The organism is Sphingomonas sp. CCH21-G11 (assembly GCF_001555965.1).
Taxonomy (GTDB): domain Bacteria; phylum Pseudomonadota; class Alphaproteobacteria; order Sphingomonadales; family Sphingomonadaceae; genus Sphingomonas.
Window position 1 is genome coordinate 31160 of record NZ_LSHX01000032.1, and the last position, 19027, is coordinate 50186.

Here is a 19027-nt window from a genome sequence, read left to right on the forward strand (position 1 = left end):
GGGGTGGTGCTTCATCTGACACCCGGCGACGGATTTCAGTGGGCGATAAAGTCAGCGCGATCTGGTCAATAGGCCGCAACCCGACCTACAACTTGAAACTCTGGTAGTCATCGTCTTGGGGTGGCCAAGGTGGATACACGATGGGTTTTCCGGCGAAGTGCCGCTCCACCGCGCGTGCGCGGCGCAAAACGACATCCTCTTCGGGACCGATCTCTTCAGGATAAAAGTAGGCGACTTCAAACTTTCCGTCGCGGAGCACATATTCCATCTCTGACCATCGATCGGGGCCGGTCTGAGCCTCCCACAGTTCAAGCAACGCGTAAGGTAGGCGCCGGTTGATTGGCCGGCGATATAGAGCATGAGCGCCTACGTCTTTGAAGATCGACTCTCCAATCATGTTGTGATCGAGCTGGGCATAAAGCAACGTAGGTTCGAACGGATACTCCCGATCCAGCGTAAGCAATTGCCCAATTTCTTGCAGGAGCTGCTCCGCCTTATCGTCCACGACGATTTCTCCCCGGCCGTTCGTTGGGAAACTTTATGCTCTTTTCGTCGCCGTCAACCGTCCACCAAACATCAATCTCTGATGGTCGCGCGGAGACGCCATTGAATCGGGGAACGATTCTAACCGTAACGATGCTTCCGGAACGCTTCTCTTTCGCCCATTCGTCCTCAAGCAGGCGATAACGACCGCGGTTAAAGCCGGCATCCTGCGCAAAGTGATTGAAGGCGTCGGTTGGTCCGTTGAAACGAGCCGCAATGTAATGGCCACCGTCGTCGCTTTGCCGACGCTCAGCGCCGCCTGCTGACGCCTGGGCCGTTCGGGAACGCATCGGAGTATCGGCGACGGTCAACGCACCGGTGACGCGCCGGGTACGATCACGCTTGTCGACCTGAAACGAGTATCCGTTTCGAAGAACGACGCGAAAGACCTCGTCGGACGCGCCTGTTGCGTTGCCTGATGCTGATCGCGACACGGTGGCGCGCGCACCGCGAACGACGCTGTCATATGGGAGCCGATCAAATGTCGGTTCGCGCGGCGCCTCAGTTGCGCTCCAAGCGCCGGTCGCTCCCGCGCCGCCATAGCCAACACTGCCGCCGCCAGAGAACCTCCCACGCTTCTGTCGGTTGTCGGAGGTCCCTTTGCGAGGTTTAGCAGATTGCTCCGGCGCTTGTGTCGCTCTCTGCAATACTGGTCGAGGAGCTTTGGCCCGGCTTTGGCTCGAACTGGCGGGTTGATCGCTCCAGGATGGTTGTGAGCCTCCGCGAGGAAAATACTTACCGGCACTGACGAAGGTGAACCTTCCATTCTCGGGGTCATGCCATGGATTGAACTTGACCTCGATCGTTCGCGCAACGTCGTCGAGACGAACGCCCGTGCGAACCCAGATTTCGAAACGTTTTCGCGCCGCGCTCTTCTGTGACAAGCTCATTTCGCCCACTCGTCATGATGGAGTGGAACGTTTCATGAACATTTCCAACATGTCAAGGTATCGACGTAATGTGAGCGGGTCACGCAACGACTTGCGCAACTTGCGGCTCATCAGGCTGATGCTTTCAGGACAGTGCATGGTGCCGCGTGTCCGACTCGAACGGACGACCTACTGATTACAAATCAGTTGCTCTACCAGCTGAGCTAACGCGGCCCTGCGGGGCGCTATTGCGTCAGATCACGCCGAAGGTCCAGCCCTCGCTGCGGGCGATTTCGGGCGTGAGCGCCGGCGGTGCCCACAGGTCCGGGCGGTGGGCGTTGGCGCGCAGCCACGCGGCGGTGACGAGCGCGTCGGTGGCGTGATCGTCATAGCGCGCGAGCGGGGCGTGGGGCGCACTGTCGAGCGCGGCGAGCGCGGCATCGAGCGCGGCAGGGTCGCGCACCTTGCTCAATCCCTTGCGCAGGCCGGCCGCGCGCGCGGCGATTGCGGTATAGATCTCGACGATGACGCTGCCGCCACGGGGCAGGGGGTCGATCGGCCAGACGGGCAGGGCATCGCCGACATGGTGGAGCAGCCGCATCCCGGCAAAGCTGGCCTTCGCGACCTGGGCCGCGCCGATCGCGTCGTAGACGGTCGACGGCTTGCCGCCGCCGCGCGCGTTGAAATGCGCCTCGCACCGGCGGAAATGCATGAAGCGGGCCTTGGGGCCATCGGCCGCGCCCAGATAGAAATGGCGGCCGCGCCGCCGCTCGAGGAAAGAGGCCGCGCCGAGATCGGCATCGTCGCAATCGCGATCGACATAGGCCCAGAAGGCGCGCGCATGGTCGGGCGTGGCTTCGCCGGGAAGATAGGCGCCGCGTTCGATCCGCGGCGGGGCGAAGCTGAAGTCGAAGCCGATCAGCATATTGCCGTCCGCGCGGCCGCGGACCCAGTCGAGCGCGGCGCGGCGCGACCAGACGCCGTCCGGCGCGGCGATCAGGCGTGGGGGCCCGCCGCCGGCATCCGCCACCGCCACCGCGATGCCGGGGTGGCGCGCGCCCTTCGCCCCCGACCAGTCGATCGCGACGAAATGGGCGAACGGTTCACGGCCGCTGGCCATCGCCCCGCTGCGCGCGCAACGCGGGGGTCGCGCGGTCCCACCAGCTGCGTTCGATATAGGCGACGATGCGATCGCGCGCCGGGGTGCCGTAGCGGACGAGCACGGCGGCATAGCCGTCATAATGCAGGGTTTGCCAGAAGGTGTCGGGATCGGTCGCCATCAGCACCTGTTTCTCGACGCTGGAGACCATCAGCACGAAACTGCCGGCCTCGCGCCCCGGCGCCAGGATCGGCTTGCCCGCCACCTTGGGCACGGGCACGCCGTAATAGGGGTCCATCGCCACCCCCGGCAGCGCGAGTGCGGTCGCGCAGGCATCGTCCCAGTCCCTCATCCGCCGCTCCCCCCTATTTCAATGCCGCGATCACGTCGGCGGCGAAGCGTTCGACCTCGAACCCATTGCCGACGGGGTCCTCGCCGCGCCGCACGATGACCAGCCGATGCTGCGGCACGACCATGACGAACTGGCCGCGATTGCCCTGGGCCGAAAAGGTGCCGGCGGGCAGCCCCTGTTGCGGGCCGAACAGCCACATCGTCGCGCCATAGCGCGGGCCGTTGCCCGCGGGCTGCGGACCGACGGGCGTCGTCATCGTCCGCATCCAGCCGGCGGGCAACAGGCGGCGGCCCTGCCACACCCCGTCCTGGAGCCAGAACTGGCCGAGCCGGGCGAGGTCGCGGGCGGTCGTATACACTTGGGACGACAGCACGAAATTGCCCTGCCAGTCCGCACCCGCAGTCGTGTGGCGCATGCCCAGCGGGGCGAACAGCCGGGTCGCCGGATAGGCGTGATACCGCGCATCGTCGGCCATCGCGGCGCGGATCGCCCGCATCGCCAGCAGGATGTCGTTATTGGCGTAGCGAAAGCGCGTGCCCGGCGGCGCGATCAACGGCCAGCCGGTCGCCTGTTCGGTGACGGTGGTGCCGCCGAAATAGATCGCGTCGGTGCGGTTGCCCGCGGTGTCGCTGTGCAGCCCGGACGACATGCGCAGCAGGTTTTCGAGCGTGATCGCGGCGCGCGGATCGCCGGGCGTGCGCCATTCGGGCACCGGGGCGGGCGCGCGCGGATCGACCAGCCGGTCGGCGACCGCCAGCCCCGCGACGGTGCCGGCGATGCTCTTTGCCACCGACCAGGTGCGGTTGGCGGTGAAGGGCCCGAACCCCTCGGCATAGCTTTCGGCGATGATCCGGCCGTCGCGCACGATGACGATGCCGGTCGTCCGCCCGCGATAGAACGCGGTCATCGCCGCGGTCACGCGGACGGCGAGGGCATCCGATGGCCTGGGCGCGATGCCGCGATCGCCCATCGGCCAGGGGCGGGGATCGGCAGGCGCAGGCAGCGGCTCATTGCCTGGTTCGCCGGCCAGGGGAATCCGTTCGCCACCGATAGGCGCGAGCATGCAGCCGAAGCGCGGCGACCAGGCAGCGACGCGCGGCTTCAGTGCCAGATCGAAGACGACGCTCACGCGGCGCGCCGGCCGGTCGATGCGCGCGGGAAGCTTCGCGACCATCGCCTCATATTCGGGATAGATGCCGGTCAGTTCGAGCGCTGCGACCGCTGCCTCGCTGCGTCCGGCGGCGATCACGCCCTCGCACAGCGCCAGCGCCTTGTAGCCGGCGGCAATGGCACGATGATGGGCGGAAGACGTCGGCGGGGTCGAAACCTGTTGCGCGGCCGCGGGCACGGCCGCCAGCATCAACCCCAGGCTAATCGCGCGTCGCACCCCGTCGTTCTCCCCACCAGGCCAGCCGTTCGGCCACGCGCTTCTCATAACCGCGATCGGTCGGGATGTAATAGCTTTCGGCACCCATGCCGTCGGGCCAGTAATCCGCCCCCGAAAAGCCGTCGGGCGCGTCATGGTCATAGGCATAGCCCGCGCCGTAGCCGATGTCCTTCATCAGCCGGGTCGGCGCGTTGAGGATATTTGCGGGCGGCATCAGCGATCCGGTCGCCTTGGCTGATTTCCACGCAGCTTTTTGCGCGCGATAGGCTGCGTTGGATTTGGGCGCTGTCGCGCAATAGAGGCACGCCTGGACGATCGCGAGTTCACCCTCGGGCGAGCCGAGGAAATCATAGGCGTCCTTGGCGGCGAGGCATTGGACCAGCGCCTGCGGATCGGCCAGGCCGATATCCTCGCTGGCGAAGCGCGTCAGCCGACGCAGCACATAGAGCGGCTCCTCGCCCGCGGTCAGCATCCGCGCGAGATAGTAAAGCGCGGCGTCCGGATCCGATCCGCGTAGTGACTTATGCAACGCGGAGATGAGGTTATAATGCCCCTCGCGGTCCTTGTCATAGACCGGCATCCGGCGGTGGAGCAGCGCCGACAAGGCGGCCGGGTCGAGCGATTCCGCGATCTCGACCGAGAACAGCGTCTCGACCTGGTTGAGCAGGAAGCGGCCGTCGCCATCGGCGCTGGCGATCAGCGCGGCGCGGGCATCTTCGGTCAACGGCAGCGCGCGGCCGGTCTCCCCCTCCGCGCGTGCGATCAGCGTGGCGAGTGCCTCCGCGTCCAGCCGGCGCAGGATGAGCACCTGTGCGCGGCTGAGCAATGCGGCGTTCAATTCGAACGAGGGATTCTCGGTCGTCGCTCCGACCAGGATGACGGTGCCGTCCTCGACATAAGGCAGGAAACCGTCCTGCTGCGCGCGGTTGAAGCGGTGGATTTCATCCACGAACAGCAGCGTACGCTGGCCGATCCGCGCATGGTCGCGTGCTTCGGCGAACATTTTCTTGAGGTCGGCGACGCCGGAGAATACCGCCGAAATCTGCGCGTAGCGCAGGCCGACCGCGGCAGCGAGCAGCCGCGCGATCGTCGTCTTGCCGGTGCCCGGCGGCCCCCACAGGATCATGCTGGACAGCTTGCCCGCCGCCACCATCCGCCCGATCGCGCCGTCCGCGCCGGTCAGGTGATCCTGCCCGACGACCTCGCCCAGCGTGCGGGGACGGAGCCGGTCGGCAAGCGGCGCGTCGGGGGCTGGGATGTCCTGCGCGGAGGGCGGGGGATCGTCGGCGAACAGGTCGGGCATGATGCGCAAGATAGGGCGTGACACGATGCCTGCCTATGCCCGGTGACTGGCGAGCCTCCGCCAGCGGGTCAAACAATCTATGCACGATGTTATATAAAATTGACACAACGTCCGGTTTGACATACATCGCCTCGGCACATAGCCAGGATTGTGGGGGAGCAGGACATGCCGTTCCGGGAAAAGATCGCGTGGATCACGCTGGGCGCGGTCTTGCTGCTCGCCACCATCTATTTCGGCGGCCTGATCGGCAGCCATGCCGGTCCGGCGGTGCTGAGAATCCACAGCATCGTCCTGTTGATCGGCGCAGTGATCATCGCGACGCTGTATTCGATCATCGCGACGACCATCGTCGCGCTGCGTGGCCGCGACGAGGCGACGGCGCCCGCCGACGAGCGTGACCGGATGATTTCGACGCGCGCGGCGTCGATCGCCTATCCCGTGCTGATCCTGGCGATGCTGGCGGCGGGGATCAGCGCGCATCTGGGCAACAGCCTGATCGGCGTGCTCAACGCGCTGCTCGGCGCGCTGGTGGTGGCCGAACTGGTCCGCTGCGCGGCGGAGATCATCGGCTATCGGCGCAGCTGATGGCCCGGCCACCGATCCGCAACGACATCCGCACGCTGCGCTTCCTGGCGGGCGAGATGACCCAGGCGGACCTGGGGCAGCAGGTCGGGGTGACCCGCCAGACGATCGCGGCGATCGAGCAGGTGCGCTATTCCCCGACGCTGGAAACCGCGTTCCGCATCGCGCGCGTGTTCGACAAGCCGCTGGAGGCGGTGTTCCAATGGGCAGAGGAGGCCGGTTCGGAAGATTGACCGGGCATGGCCCGACCTCGCCCGGTCGGCCGCGTCAGCGCAGGACGACCCCGGCATCGACCAGCCGCACGTCGTGCATCTGGTTGAGATACGCCTCGTAATAGCCCTTGTGCGATGCGCCGACGATCGCGAGCAGCCGCGTGCCCGGCTGGCGGCCCAGCACGTCGCGGAGATTGGCGACCATCCGCAGGTTGCGCGTTTCCCAATAGCCGACATAGCCGCGGCCGAACTGCTGGGGGGACGGCTCGACCAGCGCCGCGCCGAAATCGGAGCGATAGGCGCGGTCGGGATAGGTGGGCGCATTATAGGCGCGGTACATGGCCAGCACGCCATCGGGCTGCGCAAGGCCGGCATTGAGCCGCTCGTCCTCCGCCTGACGCGCGCGGGTGTCGGGGTTGTCCCAGGCGCGCATGATCGCCTCGCCCGCAGCCTGGCGCTCGGCGGGATCCGCGCTGTCGGGCGCATCCGCGCTATGGTCGTCGACGCTCCATACGCGTTCCAGTCCGAGCCGTGCCGCCAGAGTCGCGCCGATCAGGACCGATTCATTGCGCCGCCGGGCCAGCGCGGCAAGTTCGTTCACCAGCGCATCGTCCAGACCGTCGCCGGCGTGCTGCTCCTGCTCCGGCAGGCGCAGCCATTGCACCAGCGCCGAATGACGCTCGCCCGCCGCCAGAAACACCGCAGCCAGGCGCCGCCGGTCGGCCGCACCCGGCGCGGCCGGCCACGCCGCGAGCAGGCGCTCGGCCTCCGCATTTGCCGCGGGCACGTCGAGCCCGGTCGCGCGGGCGGCGGCAGTGACGTCCGGGCAATAATCGTCGACGGTGGCGGCATAGCGCGCGGGATAGCGGCGCAGCGCGTCGCATTGCAGGCCCGACAGATCCTCTGTCGCGATCGCGGTGGGACGCCATGCCGCCAGGCGATCGAGCAGCGGATCGAGCATCGACGGCGTGAAGAAATCCGGTGCGCCGGACAGATGCGGAGAGCCGAGCGTGAGCACCTCGTTCGGTGCGCCGGCGGGCGGCCCCTTCAGCGTGTCCGGGTGGAACGCCGGTCGATAATCCTGTGCGAGTGCGGCACCTGCAGCCAGAACCGACAGCGCCGAAATGCCACGCAAGACGGAACGGAGGCTCCACGACAGATTGAAAATGCGCATATCGAGCGACTAACGCAGGTGCCTTATATTGGCAATACACTCGATGCCGGCACGCTGTTCAGGTGCGGCAGTTCACCGACTGTTGCGCCGCCAGCACCTCCAGATACGCCTCCAGCGCCGCCTGGTTGGCGGTTTCCCAGACATAGCGCTGCGCGGCGCGGTGGCCGGCCTCGCCCGCCGAGCGGCGGAGCGCGGGGTCCTCGACCAGCTGCTGGATCGCGTCGGCATAAGCGCGGATATCGGTCGGGGGCACCAGAAAGCCGGTGACGCCCTGCTGCACCAGATCGACCGCGCCGGTCGCGCGGGCGGCGACGACTGCGACGCCCGCCGCCATCGCCTCGGTCGTCACATTGCCGAAGGTTTCGGTGACGCTGGGCATGAAGAACACGTCCATGCCGGCAACAGCGCGGCCGAGATCGTCGCCCGACTGGAAGCCGGTGAAGATCGCCTCGGGCACGCGTTCGGTGAACCAGCCGCGTGCCGGGCCGTCGCCGATCACCAGCACCTTGTGCGGCACGCCGCGCCGTTTCAGCTCCGCGATCACGTCGGCGAAGATGCCCAGCCCCTTTTCGAGCACCAGCCGGCCGAGAAAGCTGACCGCAACGTCGTCGTCGCCGATGCCGAGCGATCGCCGCCACGCCGGATCGCGGCGGGCGGGGTTGAAGCGCGCATGGTCGATGCCGCGCGACCAGATCGAAATCGGCGTCGTCACCCCCCAGCCGCGCAGCACCTCGCCCATGCTGGGGCTGGGCACCAGCACGCGATCGACGCGGTTGTAGAAGCGCTTCGACAGCCCGATCATCAGCGGCTCGAGCATGCCCAGGCGGTAATAGCGCGCATAGGTTTCGAACCGGGTGTGGAGTGAGGCGACCGTCGCGACGCCGTTGCGCCGCGCCCAGCTGACCGCGCGGTGGCCGGTGATTTCGGGTGCGGCGACGTGGACGAGGTTGGGAGCAAAGGCGGCAAGGTCGCGCCTGACCCCGCCCGACAGGCCAAGCCCCAGGCGATATTCGTCGCGCCCGAGCGGCAGCGCGAGCGCGGGTACGTCGACCAGGTCGCCGGTCGGCTCGAACGCGGGACGTGCGACCGTCGGCGAATAGACGCGCAGGGTGACGCCGGCATCGAGCAGGTGGCGCGCAAGCTTGTTCAGCGCCTGGTTCGCGCCGTCGCGGACATAGTTGTAGTTCCCGCTGAAGATCGCGACGCGGATGTCGGAGGGCTGCATCGCCGAGCGCATAGCCGTCGCCGCGCGGCTTGCCAACGGAACGCGCGCAGGCGGTGCGGGTTGTCACGCCGTCAGCACGGGAGCGCGAAGATGGCGAACAGCTTCAAAAAGGGTCAGGCGGTGACGTGGCACTGGGGCAGCGGCACGGCGAAGGGCAAGGTGGCCGAACGCTTCGACCGCCGCGTCCAGCGCACGATCAAGGGCAGCAAGATCGTCAAGAACGGGACGAAGGACAATCCGGCCTATCTGGTCGAGCAGGAAGACGGGGGACGCGCGCTGAAGAGCGGGAGCGAGTTGAGCGCGGGGTGAGGTCTCAAAAAGGGTAATCGCGCGAAGGCGCGAAGGCGCGAAGATTAGGTGTTTTTCACGCAGAGACGCGAAGGACGCAGAGCGGTTTCGCCGCGCAGCGGCGGTCCCTCTCCTGCAATCGGGGCGGGACGGGCCAACACGTCAATTCCCCTCCGCGTCCTCTGCGCCTTCGCGCCTTCGCGTGAACAAATCCCCGAGCGCCAACGAACCGAACGCCGCTTCGGCTATTCCCTTTTTGTTCCGCGCATCCTACACTCGCCGCATGGCGAAGCCCCGCAAGCGTTATGTCTGTCAGCAATGCGGTTCCGCGACGTCGCAGTGGCAGGGCCAGTGCGCGGATTGCGGGGAGTGGAACACGCTGGTCGAGGATGCCGGCGCGGTGGTGACGCCGTTCCAGGCGCGGCACAATCTGCAATCAGGCGGGCGGGCGATCCTGATGTCGGGGCTGGACACCGACGTGCCGCTGCCCGAGCGGATGGGCACCGGCATCGCCGAACTCGATCGCGCGCTGGGCGGGGGCTTTGTCGAGGGATCGGCGACCCTGATCGGCGGCGATCCCGGCATCGGCAAGTCGACCCTGCTGTTGCAGGCGGCGGCCAAGCTGGCGCTGGCGGGCAAGCGCGTCGCCTATGTCTCGGGCGAGGAAGCGGCCGACCAGGTGCGGCTGCGCGCGCGGCGGCTGGGGCTGGGCAATGCGCCGGTGCAACTGGCGGCGGCGACGTCGGTGCGCGACATCCTGACGACGGTGGGGCAGGGGGCTGCGCCCGACCTGCTCATCATCGATTCGATCCAGACGATGCACAGCGATTTGATCGAAGGCGCGCCGGGCACGGTCAGCCAGGTGCGCGCGAGCGCGGGCGAGCTGATCCGCTTTGCCAAGGAACAGGGCACCGCGGTCGTGCTGGTCGGCCACGTGACCAAGGACGGCAGCATCGCGGGCCCGCGCGTGCTGGAACATATGGTCGACACGGTGCTGGCGTTCGAGGGCGAGCGCAGCCACCAGTATCGCATCCTGCGCGCGGTCAAGAACCGCTTCGGCGGCACCGACGAGATCGGCGTGTTCGCGATGGACACCGGCGGGCTGGCAGAGGTCGGCAACCCGTCCAGCCTGTTCCTGACCAGTCGCGACGAGAGCGTCACCGGCGCGGTGGTCTTCCCCGCGCTGGAGGGCACGCGGCCGGTGCTGGTCGAGGTGCAGGCGCTGACCGTGCGGCTGGCGAGCGGGGCGACGCCGCGCCGCGCGGTAGTCGGCTGGGACAGCGGACGGCTGGCGATGGTGCTGGCGGTGCTGGAGGCACGCTGCGGCCTCAGCTTCTCGACCGCGGAGGTCTATCTGAACATCGCCGGCGGCTATCGCGTGCAGGACCCCGCCGCCGATCTCGCGGTCGCGGCCGCGCTCGTTTCGGCGCTCGCCGAGCGGCCGGTCGCCGCCGACATGATCGCGTTTGGCGAGATCGCGCTGTCGGGCGAGATCCGCCCGGTCGCGCACGGGGCGCTGCGCATGAAGGAAGCGACCAAATTGGGCTTTGGCCGCGCGCTGGCTCCGGCGAGCCAGCAGCGCGAGGGCACCGGCATCGAGCTGGCGGGGTTTCGCACGCTGCGCCAATTCGTTGACCATATGCTCGGACGCGGCTAGCCGTCGAACGCACGGCGGATCGTCCGCCGTTCCCGCATGACATGGATTTCTGCGCTCGCATGGACCTGACCGCGCTCGACATCATCGTGCTGATCGCAGTCGGAGGCGCGGCGGTGCTGGGCCTGTGGCGCGGCTTCGTCACCGAAGTCCTGTCGCTGATGGCGTGGATCTTCGTGGTGTTTGCGCTCAAGGTCGCGCACGCGCCGCTGACCGAACTGCTGGTCGGCGGGGTCGGCACCGCGTCGGGCGCGGCGGTGCTCGCCTTCGCGATCCTGGCGGGGGGAACCTATTTCGGCGGGCGGATGGTCGCCAACGCGGTCGGCCGGCGCACGCGCACGTCGGTGCTGGGACCGATCGACCGGGGCCTGGGCTTCGGCTTTGGCGCATTGAAGGGCCTGGTTTTGGCCAGCCTGGGCTTCCTGCTGGTCGTGCTGGTCTATGACACGTTGGGCGGCGGTCCGGCGGGGCGGCCGCAATGGATGGTGACGTCGCAGACCTATCCGCTGCTCAATTCGACGAGCGCGTCGATCGCCGACCTGGTCGATCGCCGCCGTCGCGGCGAGCCGCTGTTCGACGCCGCGCGCGCGCCGGACAAGGCGACCGCGAGCCGGGCACGACCCGAATGAGCGCGCCGCTCTATAACGCACGCATCCTGCGGCTCGCGGCATCGATTCCGCACCATGCACCGCTTGCCGATCCAATGGCCGTGGTCGAGCGCCGCTCGCCCGTGTGCGGCAGCCGGATCGGCGTCGAGGTCCGCGTCGATGCGGCGGGGCGGCTGACGGCGCTCGGCCTCGACGTCGGCGCCTGTGCGCTCGGCCAGGCGTCGGCGGCGCTGATGGCGGCGCATGCGATCGGGCGGCGCGCCGACGAACTGGCGGCGGTGCGCGATGCGTTGGCAGCATGGCTGGCGGGCGAGGGTGCGTTGCCCGACTGGCCCGAGCTCGAGCTGTTCGACGCGGCACGCGCGCATGTCGCGCGTCACGCCTCGATCCGGCTGCCGTTCGAGGCGGTTGCGGCGGCGGCGGCGCAGGCGTGCCCTGCCCCGGTGGAGGCGCGCTGACAATGGAAAGCCATGGTCCCAGCATGATCACCGAGGGCGCGCCGCTGCTCGGCTTCGGCCTGGTCTTCGTCCTGCTGTTCCGCAAGCTGGGGCTCGGGGCGACGCTGGGCTTCCTGGTCGCGGGCGCGGTCGTCGGCCCGCAGGTGCTGGGGCTGGTCGGCGAGGCTGAGTCGAAGCTGGTCATCGCCGAGCTCGGGATCATCCTGCTGCTGTTCCTCGTCGGGCTGGAGCTGAGCCCGTCGCGATTGTGGCGGATGAAGCAGGACATTTTTGCGCTGGGGCTGCTGCAGGTCGTGCTGTGCGGCGTCGCGATCGCGGCGCTGGTGTGGGGCGTCGCGCAATTCTCGCCCGCCGCCGCGATTGCGCTCGGCCTGCCGCTGGCGCTGTCGTCGACGGCGCAGGTGCTGCCGATGCTGCAATCGGCCGGGCGGCTGCGCACCCCGTTCGGCGAGCGCGCCTTTGCCATCCTGCTGTTCCAGGACCTGTCGATCGTGCCGCTGATCACGATCGTCGCCGCACTGTCGCGTAATCCCGCCGATGCGGGCGGGCCGCCGGGCTGGCTGCTGGGGCTCTATACCGTGCTGGCGATCGGGGGGCTGGTGCTGTCGGGGCGCTTCCTGCTCAGGCCGCTGTTCCGGCTGATCGGCAACCTCAACGAGCGCGAGATGTTCGTGTTCGCCGGGCTGTTCACCGTGCTCGCGAGTGCCGCGATCATGCAGGCGCTGGGGCTTTCGACCGCGCTGGGCGCGTTCGTCGCGGGCGTGATGCTGGCGGACAGTCCCTATCGGCATGAGCTGGAAGCCGATGTCGAGCCGTTCCGCACCATCCTGCTCGGCCTGTTCTTCCTGGCGGTGGGCATGATGCTCGACCTGGGCGCGATCGCCGAGCGACCGGCGTTCGTGATCGGCATGGCGGCGCTGCTGATCGTCACCAAGACCGCGGTCATCACCGGGATCGGCATGGCGTTCCGGATGGAGTGGCGCCCGGCACTCGCGCTCGGCCTGCTGCTCAGCCAGGGCGGCGAGTTCGGTTTCGTCCTGTTCACCCAGGCGCAGAACGCGCTGCTGATCGCGCCGGAAGCCGCCAGCCTGTTCGGGGCGATCGTCACGCTGTCGATGGCGACCACGCCGTTCCTGATGATGTTCACCCGCCGTTTCCGCGCCGATGCCGCGACCGGACCGACCGGCGAGGGGCTGGAGACGCCCAGCCATGACGGGGCGAGCGCGATCGTGATCGGTTATGGCCGGTTCGGGCAGACGGTGGGCCAGATGCTGATCGGCCAGGGGCTGGCGGTGACGCTGATCGATACCGATCCCGAGACGATCGAGGTCGCGGGCAGTTTCGGCATGAAGGTCTATTACGGCAACGGCACGCGGCTGGAACTGCTGCGCCAGGCGGGGGCGGCGGATGCCGACCTGCTGCTGTTCTGCCTCGACGGCGACCAGCTCGATGCCGACGCGCTGCACGCGGTCAAGCACGCCTTTCCCCACGCCGCCATCATGCTGCGCGCCTATGACCGCCGCTCGGTCGTGAAGCTGAAGGGCGCGCCGGTCGAGCGGATCACGCGCGAAGTCTATGAATCCGCAATCGCGATGGCGCGCGACGCGATGCGCTGCGTCGGCGTCGACGAGACCGAGATCGAGCGCACCGAGGACGAATATCGCAAGATGGACGCCGATCGGCTGGGCATCCAGGTCGAGACCGGCGACCTCTATGCCGCGTCGGAAAAGCTGTTCTGGCGCCAGCGCCAGCGTGCCCGGACGGAAGAGCAGCCGACGTGAACGTGTTGCTGGGGCTTGCCGCATTGTCGGGCGGACTTGCGGTGGCGGCGGGCGCGTTCGGTGCGCATGGCGCGAGCGGGCAGGCACAGGAATGGCTGCGCACCGGCGGCATCTATCAGATGGTCCATGCCGTCGCCGCGATCGTCGCGGTGCAGGCGGGCGCGCGGGGCGCGGGCTGGCTGTTCGTCATCGGCGGGCTGGTCTTCGCCGGCACGCTCTACGCGATGGCGCTGGGCGCGCCGCGCTGGTTCGGCGCGATCACGCCGATCGGCGGCCTGCTGATGATCGGCGGCTGGCTGTGGCTGGCGTTGCGGGGGTAGGGGAGCGGCTTTCCGCGTGGCTCGTCTGTCGTCGTGACCACGCCGTTCGTGACCAAAATACAGGCGCAGCAGCCGATGGCGCTGGCAAAGTGGTCGTGCGGCTTACGGCACCCTTCGCGAAATCGGTCGCGATTAACGCCTGCTGAAATCAGAGCCTCGTTACTTTAGTCTTGGCCGTTGCCGCATCAGGACGAAAGGCCGATACGTCGGGATATGGACGGCGTGACGCTGCCAAGTCATCGCTAGATGCAGCGGTATTCGTCACGCTACATTCTCGTTCAGGAAGCGTTCGGTGCGGCCCATTTCCTCGCGCACCCAATCGGCAAAGGCGCGGACGTGCGGAGAGGTCCGACGTCCGGCGGGGAGCGCGAGGTAATAGCTCCACGGCGAGGCATGGCGCGGGCCCGACACCGTGACCTCGCGGTTGGCGATCCGGTCGGACATCAGGATCAGATCGAGCACGCCCATACCCGTCCCCGCCATCACCGCCCCGATCACCAGTTCGCGCGACATCACGCGAATCTCCTGCCCGCCGTGCTGCAACTGCGGCCAAGGGTCCCAGTCGTCCTCGCACCCGACCCACAAGATTCGCGGGATCGTCGCGCCATCCGCCCGGTCACTGCGCACCAGCGGGCCGAAGTACTGCGGCACCAGCAGATGCGCATCGATGCCCGGCCAGCCGCCCGGGCCGAGCCGGATCGCACAATCGATCCGTTCACGCTCGAGATCAAGCAGGCGCGGCGAGGTCGCCAGACGCACGTCGATCTCAGGCCGAGATTCGGTGAAGCGGGCGAGGCGCGGCAGCAGCCAATTGACCGCAAAGCTGTCATAGGCACTGATCGTCATCACCTGCCTGGCGCTGCGCATATCGTCGACGGCATCGTCAATCGCGGCGAAGGCCCCGCCCAGTTGTGCGGCAAGTTTCGCGCCCTGCGCGGTCGGCACCGCCCTTCGCCCCTCGCGTCGAAGCAGTGGCAGGGGCATGGCAGCGTCCAGAGCCTTGAGCTGGTGACTGATCGCAGAGGCGGTCAGTCCCAGCTCGGCGGCCGCCGGGTTCACTCCGCCCAGCCGCACCACGGCTTCGAACACCCGCAGGGCGTTTAGCGAGACGTTGAGCGATGCGCGCGGATTCATTGTTTAGATTTCATCATATGTGATGCGGATGAAGTTGATGGTCATCGCAGCATTTGCCGGGAAAACAAGCACCCATTCAATGGGCCGGAAATTCATATTACATGAAAAATTCAACAATCATGCGACTCGCTGCGGGGCTGCTTGCGGGTATCGCCGCGGGGCCGCTGCACGCCCAGCGCTCCACCGAAAACGCGCTTCAGGCCGCCGAGGATGCGTTCGGCACCAGCATCGGTCGCGAGAACATCGGGCTCTATGGCACGGACGATGTGCGCGGCTTTTCGGCGGTGGACGCGGGAAATGTTCGGCTGGAGGATCTCTATTTCGACCCGGTGACGCTGCCTTCCCCGATACTGCGGTCAACCACCACAATCCGCGTCGGGATCGCGGCGCAGGGCTTTGCCTTTCCGGCCCCCTCGGGCGTCGTCGACATCCGGCTGCGCAGACCTGCCAGAGTTCCCGGTCGCAGCCTGTTCGCCTCGGCCGACACCTTCGGCTTTCTGGTTTCGGAGGCGACCGCCGATGTCCGGTTTTCCCAACGTGTCGGCGCAGCGCTGGGCGCTGGGGCGTATCGCGAGCGCTATGGCAACGGCACCACCGACTGGATCGCCTCAGGCAGCGCCACCTTCGAATGGAAACCGACCGAAACGATAGAGGTGGTGCCCTTTGTCTCCTATGTCGCAATGCGCGAGGCGCAGAGTCCGCCGGATTACATCACCGCGGGCGAATACCTCCCCCCGCGCGTCCCGCGTTTGTTGTTCACCGGGCCGGAGTGGGCCGAGAACTCGCGCAACCGCTACAATTTCGGCGTCATCTTCAAGTGGCAGGAGGGCGGCTGGCGGCTGCGGGCAGGGCTGTTCCGTTCGGTCTCGAACGCGCGCGCGAGCTTTGCCAATCTCTATCTCGACGTGACCCCCGATGCGACCGCGAGTCAGCTGATCGTCACCGATCCGCCCGCGCGCAACGGTTCGACCAGCGGCGAGCTGCGGCTGGACCGCGCCTTTGGCAGCGACGTTCTGCGGCATACGCTCACGCTGTCGCTGCGCGGGCGCCTGCGCGAGCGCCTGTTCGGGGGGAGCCAGTTCGTCGATCTGGGCCGGATCGCGATCGGTGCGCCGCAGCCCGCGCCGCGCCCGGACCGCGCTTTCGGAGCGCAAGACCTCAACCAGATCCGGCAGGGGACGATTGCAGCGGGGTATGCCCTAAACTGGCGGGGCGGCGTCAACCTCAATCTCGGTCTTCAAAAGACCGGCTACCGCCAGCACGCCGTGCCCGGCAACGGGGCGGCGCTGGTCGGCAGGTCGAGCCCTGTACTGCTCACCGCCACCGGTTCCCTGCGGCTCAGCGAGCGCATCTCGGCCTATGCCAGCTACGCCGAGGGGCTGGAGGACAGCGGCGCCGCGCCGGGCAGCGCGACCAACCGCAACGCCCCGCTGCCTGCGAGCCGTACCCGTCAGTACGATATTGGCTTGCGCTGGAAGGTGAAGCCCGATCTCAGCCTGGTCTTGGGTGCCTATGATCTGAGCCGCCCCTACTTCCAGTTCGACCCGCAAGGCGCGTTCAGCCAGCTCGGCAGCACCGCGAACCGGGGCATCGAGGTGAGCCTGTCGGGCGCGATCACCCCGCGGCTCGATGTGGTGGGCGGGGCGATCATCGGCGACTCCAAGGTACGCGGCTCGGCAGTTGAGGCAGGACTGGTAGGGACCGAAGCGGTCGGGCGGCCGGACCGGCGCTTCAACCTCGCCTTCGACTGGAGACCGCCCTTGGGCGAAGGCGTCACCCTGTCGCTCGGGGTACGGACACAATCCTCGATCGTCGCAACCAGCAGCAACGCCGTTCGCGTACCCGCGCGGACCCTGTTCGATGCGGGCGTGCGCTACGGCTTCCGGCTTGGCGAACTTCCGGCGCAGGCGCGGCTGAGCGCCACCAACCTAGCCGACACCTTCGGATGGGACGTTTTCGGGAGCGGCGTTTACGGCTTTATTGATGGGCGTGCGGTGCAGCTTAGCTTGGGGATCGATTTCTAGGTCGCACGGCATGCAACCACGTCCGATTAGCCGCGTGGCGAGCTGCGAGCACTGCAGGTCGAGATCGGTCGCCGGGCAAAACACCGGCATGTCCGCTCCCCAACCAATATGCGGCCTTCGCGACGGGCAATCCGGGACCAGTCGACCATCCCCTACCGCCCCGTCATCCGGCAACGGTCGGAGCAGTAGACCACATTCTCCCAGTCGCGCGCCCATTTCTTGCGCCAGGTGAAGGGGCGCTGGCAGACCGGGCAGGTCTTGGTCGGCAGGTCGCGTTTGCTGACGCCGTTGGGCATCAGCGGGGCTGGCGGTTCAGGAAATCGGCGACGGCGGCGAGGTCGACGGTCTTGTCGAGATAGGTCCGGCCGATGCCGCGCGCGAGCAGGAAGGGCAGCGTGCCGCCCGCCATTTTCTTGTCGTGGCGCATATGTGCGACCAGGGCCTCGCCCGACGCGGTGATGCCCGCCGCCGTCAGCCCGTCGGGCAGGCCGACCGCGCTGAGGTGCGCGGCGACGCGGGCGGCGTCCTCATCCGCGCACAGGCCCTGATCGGCGGAAAAGGCGAAGGCGAGCGCCATGCCGGCCGCCACCGCCTCGCCATGCAGCAGCCGGTCGCTAAAGCCGGTCTCCGCCTCAAGCGCATGGCCGAAGGTGTGGCCGAGGTTGAGGAGTGCGCGGGTGCCGGTCGTCTCGCGCTCGTCCGCGCCGACGATCCGCGCCTTGGCCGCGACCGAATGCGCGATCGCGGTCGCGCGCGCGGACGCGTCGCCGGCCAGCAGCGCCGCACCCTGCGCCTCGCACCAGGCGAAGAAGCCGGCATCGTCGATCAGCCCGTATTTGACCACCTCGGCATAGCCCGCGCGCAGCTCGCGCGGCGGCAGCGTGGCGAGCACGTCGGGGTCGATCAGCACCAGGGCGGGCTGGTGAAACGCGCCGACCAGATTCTTGCCCGCGCGCGCGTTGATCGCGGTCTTGCCGCCGACCGAGCTGTCGACCTGGGCGAGCAGCGTCGTCGGCACCTGAATGAAGTTGCAGCCGCGCTTGAGGATGGCGGTGACGAAGCCGACCAGGTCGCCGATCACCCCGCCGCCCAGCGCGATGACATGGTCGTCGCGCTCGACCCCCAGCGACAGCAGCGTGTCGGTGAGCTGTTCGAGCATCGACCAGCTCTTGCTCGCCTCGCCCGGCGGCAGGATGATCGGCTCGGCGGCGACGCCGGACTGGGCCAGCGATGCGCGCAACGTCGCGAGATGGGGGCCCAGGTTGCTGTCGGTGACGATCGCGACGGGGCGCTTGCCCGCCAGCGGCGCGATCAGATCGCCGGCACGGGCGAGCAGGCCCGGCGCGATCCGCACGTCATAGCTGCGATCGCCGAGCGAAACCGGAATGACGGTCAAGGATACAGGGCCTTCAGAATAGCGTTGACGGTGGCATCGTGCGGCGTGCGGTTGCTGGCCACGCGGATCGGGGCCATCGCATAGAGCGGGTTGCGCTGGTTGGCGAGGTCGCTCAGCACCGCCAGCGGATCGCGGTTGCGCAGCAGCGGCCGGGTGTCGCGCTTCCTGACCCGTTCCGCCAGCACGTGCGGATCGGCGTCGAGCCATACGGCGAGCGCGTGATCGAGGATGAGTTCGCGCGTCTGTTCGTTGACGAACGCGCCGCCGCCGGTCGCCACCACGCGCGGGCTGCCGTCGATCAGCCGCGCGATCACGCGGCGTTCGCCATCGCGGAAATGGGGTTCGCCATAGCGCTCAAAGATCTCCGCGATGGTCATCCCCGCCGCCTTCTCGATCTCGACATCGGCATCGACGAAGGGCAGGTCGAGCCGCGCGGCCAGCCGGCGGCCGATCGTCGATTTGCCCGCGCCCATCAGCCCGATCAGCACGATCGGCTTGCCGGTCCAGCGAGGTTGCGGTGCGAGTTGGGTCGACATCATTGCGGGGGGCTATACAGCGACGCCGCCTGTCGGGCAAAAGGCCCCCGATTCAGTCTCGTTCCATTCCGGTCCACACCGG

Annotated in this window: 21 protein-coding genes and 1 tRNA gene; 9 read left to right on the forward strand and 13 right to left on the reverse strand. The window is 67.9% G+C overall.

The window, feature by feature from the left end:
• Positions 1-85: 85 nt before the first annotated feature.
• The 7 genes from AX676_RS08365 to AX676_RS08390 form a co-directional block, all read right to left on the reverse strand.
• Positions 86-505: a hypothetical protein gene (locus AX676_RS08365; protein WP_231726142.1), complete on the reverse strand. Its 420-nt coding sequence runs from the start codon at positions 503-505 to the stop codon at positions 86-88.
• The gene (locus tag AX676_RS18260) at positions 495-1433 is read right to left on the reverse strand and encodes a DNA/RNA non-specific endonuclease (protein ID WP_082730876.1); all 939 of its coding nucleotides are present in this window, start codon (positions 1431-1433) and stop codon (positions 495-497) included. Before AX676_RS18260 ends, AX676_RS08365 begins: the two co-directional genes overlap by 11 nt.
• A gap of 137 nt (positions 1434-1570) precedes the next feature.
• Positions 1571-1646, reverse strand: a tRNA-Thr gene (locus AX676_RS08370).
• Positions 1647-1665: 19 nt separating this feature from the next.
• Positions 1666-2532, reverse strand: a complete 867-nt coding sequence (locus AX676_RS08375; protein WP_066480031.1) for a hypothetical protein — start codon at positions 2530-2532, stop codon at positions 1666-1668.
• Entirely contained in the window at positions 2516-2863 is a 348-nt protein-coding gene (locus AX676_RS08380; RefSeq protein WP_066480029.1) for a hypothetical protein, read from the reverse strand. Before AX676_RS08380 ends, AX676_RS08375 begins: the two co-directional genes overlap by 17 nt.
• Positions 2864-2876: 13 nt before the next feature.
• A complete protein-coding gene (locus AX676_RS08385) occupies positions 2877-4250 on the reverse strand; it encodes a serine hydrolase domain-containing protein (protein WP_231726141.1) in 1374 nt (457 codons plus the stop codon).
• Complete coding sequence (locus tag AX676_RS08390; RefSeq protein WP_066480025.1) at positions 4234-5553, reverse strand: replication-associated recombination protein A; 1320 nt, start codon at positions 5551-5553, stop codon at positions 4234-4236. Before AX676_RS08390 ends, AX676_RS08385 begins: the two co-directional genes overlap by 17 nt.
• A gap of 165 nt (positions 5554-5718) precedes the next feature.
• On the opposite strand from AX676_RS08390, the gene AX676_RS08395 reads away from it, so the two are divergent.
• Both AX676_RS08395 and AX676_RS08400 read left to right on the forward strand, forming a co-directional pair.
• Entirely contained in the window at positions 5719-6138 is a 420-nt protein-coding gene (locus tag AX676_RS08395) for a hypothetical protein (protein WP_066480018.1), read from the forward strand.
• Positions 6138-6368 carry a helix-turn-helix transcriptional regulator gene (locus AX676_RS08400; RefSeq protein ID WP_066480016.1) on the forward strand — a complete coding sequence of 77 codons (231 nt, stop codon included), beginning with the start codon at positions 6138-6140 and terminating at the stop codon, positions 6366-6368. The genes AX676_RS08395 and AX676_RS08400 overlap by 1 nt, the downstream gene beginning before the upstream one ends.
• Before the next feature lie 34 nt (positions 6369-6402).
• On the opposite strand, the gene AX676_RS08405 is transcribed toward AX676_RS08400, so the two are convergent.
• Positions 6403-7482 carry a DUF5694 domain-containing protein gene (locus tag AX676_RS08405; protein WP_197417107.1) on the reverse strand — a complete coding sequence of 360 codons (1080 nt, stop codon included), beginning with the start codon at positions 7480-7482 and terminating at the stop codon, positions 6403-6405.
• 97 nt (positions 7483-7579) lie between these two features.
• On the reverse strand, positions 7580-8746 hold the full coding sequence (locus tag AX676_RS08410; protein WP_066480218.1) for a glycosyltransferase family 4 protein: 1167 nt from the start codon (positions 8744-8746) through the stop codon (positions 7580-7582).
• Between the two features lie 90 nt (positions 8747-8836).
• Between AX676_RS08410 and AX676_RS08415 the strand changes: the two genes are divergently transcribed.
• From AX676_RS08415 to AX676_RS08440, 6 genes are all read left to right on the forward strand, one after another.
• Positions 8837-9055, forward strand: coding sequence for a DUF2945 domain-containing protein (locus tag AX676_RS08415; RefSeq protein WP_066480011.1), 219 nt, complete (start codon positions 8837-8839; stop codon positions 9053-9055).
• 262 nt (positions 9056-9317) lie between these two features.
• Positions 9318-10691 carry a DNA repair protein RadA gene (radA, locus tag AX676_RS08420; protein WP_066480009.1) on the forward strand — a complete coding sequence of 458 codons (1374 nt, stop codon included), beginning with the start codon at positions 9318-9320 and terminating at the stop codon, positions 10689-10691.
• Between the two features lie 59 nt (positions 10692-10750).
• On the forward strand, positions 10751-11317 hold the full coding sequence (locus tag AX676_RS08425; protein ID WP_066480006.1) for a CvpA family protein: 567 nt from the start codon (positions 10751-10753) through the stop codon (positions 11315-11317).
• Positions 11314-11754 carry an iron-sulfur cluster assembly scaffold protein gene (locus AX676_RS08430; RefSeq protein ID WP_066480004.1) on the forward strand — a complete coding sequence of 147 codons (441 nt, stop codon included), beginning with the start codon at positions 11314-11316 and terminating at the stop codon, positions 11752-11754. Before AX676_RS08425 ends, AX676_RS08430 begins: the two co-directional genes overlap by 4 nt.
• A 2-nt stretch (positions 11755-11756) precedes the next feature.
• Entirely contained in the window at positions 11757-13535 is a 1779-nt protein-coding gene (locus tag AX676_RS08435) for a cation:proton antiporter domain-containing protein (protein ID WP_066480003.1), read from the forward strand.
• A gap of 2 nt (positions 13536-13537) precedes the next feature.
• On the forward strand, positions 13538-13855 hold the full coding sequence (locus tag AX676_RS08440; RefSeq protein ID WP_443025986.1) for a DUF423 domain-containing protein: 318 nt from the start codon (positions 13538-13540) through the stop codon (positions 13853-13855).
• 261 nt (positions 13856-14116) lie between these two features.
• On the opposite strand, the gene AX676_RS08445 is transcribed toward AX676_RS08440, so the two are convergent.
• Positions 14117-14989: a LysR substrate-binding domain-containing protein gene (locus tag AX676_RS08445; protein ID WP_066480000.1), complete on the reverse strand. Its 873-nt coding sequence runs from the start codon at positions 14987-14989 to the stop codon at positions 14117-14119.
• Positions 14990-15108: 119 nt separating this feature from the next.
• On the opposite strand from AX676_RS08445, the gene AX676_RS08450 reads away from it, so the two are divergent.
• A complete protein-coding gene (locus AX676_RS08450) occupies positions 15109-17013 on the forward strand; it encodes a TonB-dependent receptor domain-containing protein (RefSeq protein WP_066479997.1) in 1905 nt (634 codons plus the stop codon).
• A gap of 152 nt (positions 17014-17165) precedes the next feature.
• On the opposite strand, the gene AX676_RS17250 is transcribed toward AX676_RS08450, so the two are convergent.
• The 3 genes from AX676_RS17250 to AX676_RS08460 are packed head-to-tail and all read right to left on the reverse strand — an operon-like array spanning position 17166 to position 18948.
• Positions 17166-17309, reverse strand: a complete 144-nt coding sequence (locus AX676_RS17250; protein WP_082730879.1) for a DUF2256 domain-containing protein — start codon at positions 17307-17309, stop codon at positions 17166-17168.
• The gene (aroB, locus tag AX676_RS08455) at positions 17309-18409 is read right to left on the reverse strand and encodes a 3-dehydroquinate synthase (RefSeq protein ID WP_066479993.1); all 1101 of its coding nucleotides are present in this window, start codon (positions 18407-18409) and stop codon (positions 17309-17311) included. The genes AX676_RS17250 and aroB overlap by 1 nt, the downstream gene beginning before the upstream one ends.
• Complete coding sequence (locus AX676_RS08460) at positions 18406-18948, reverse strand: shikimate kinase (RefSeq protein WP_066479991.1); 543 nt, start codon at positions 18946-18948, stop codon at positions 18406-18408. Before AX676_RS08460 ends, aroB begins: the two co-directional genes overlap by 4 nt.
• Positions 18949-19027 lie beyond the last annotated feature (79 nt).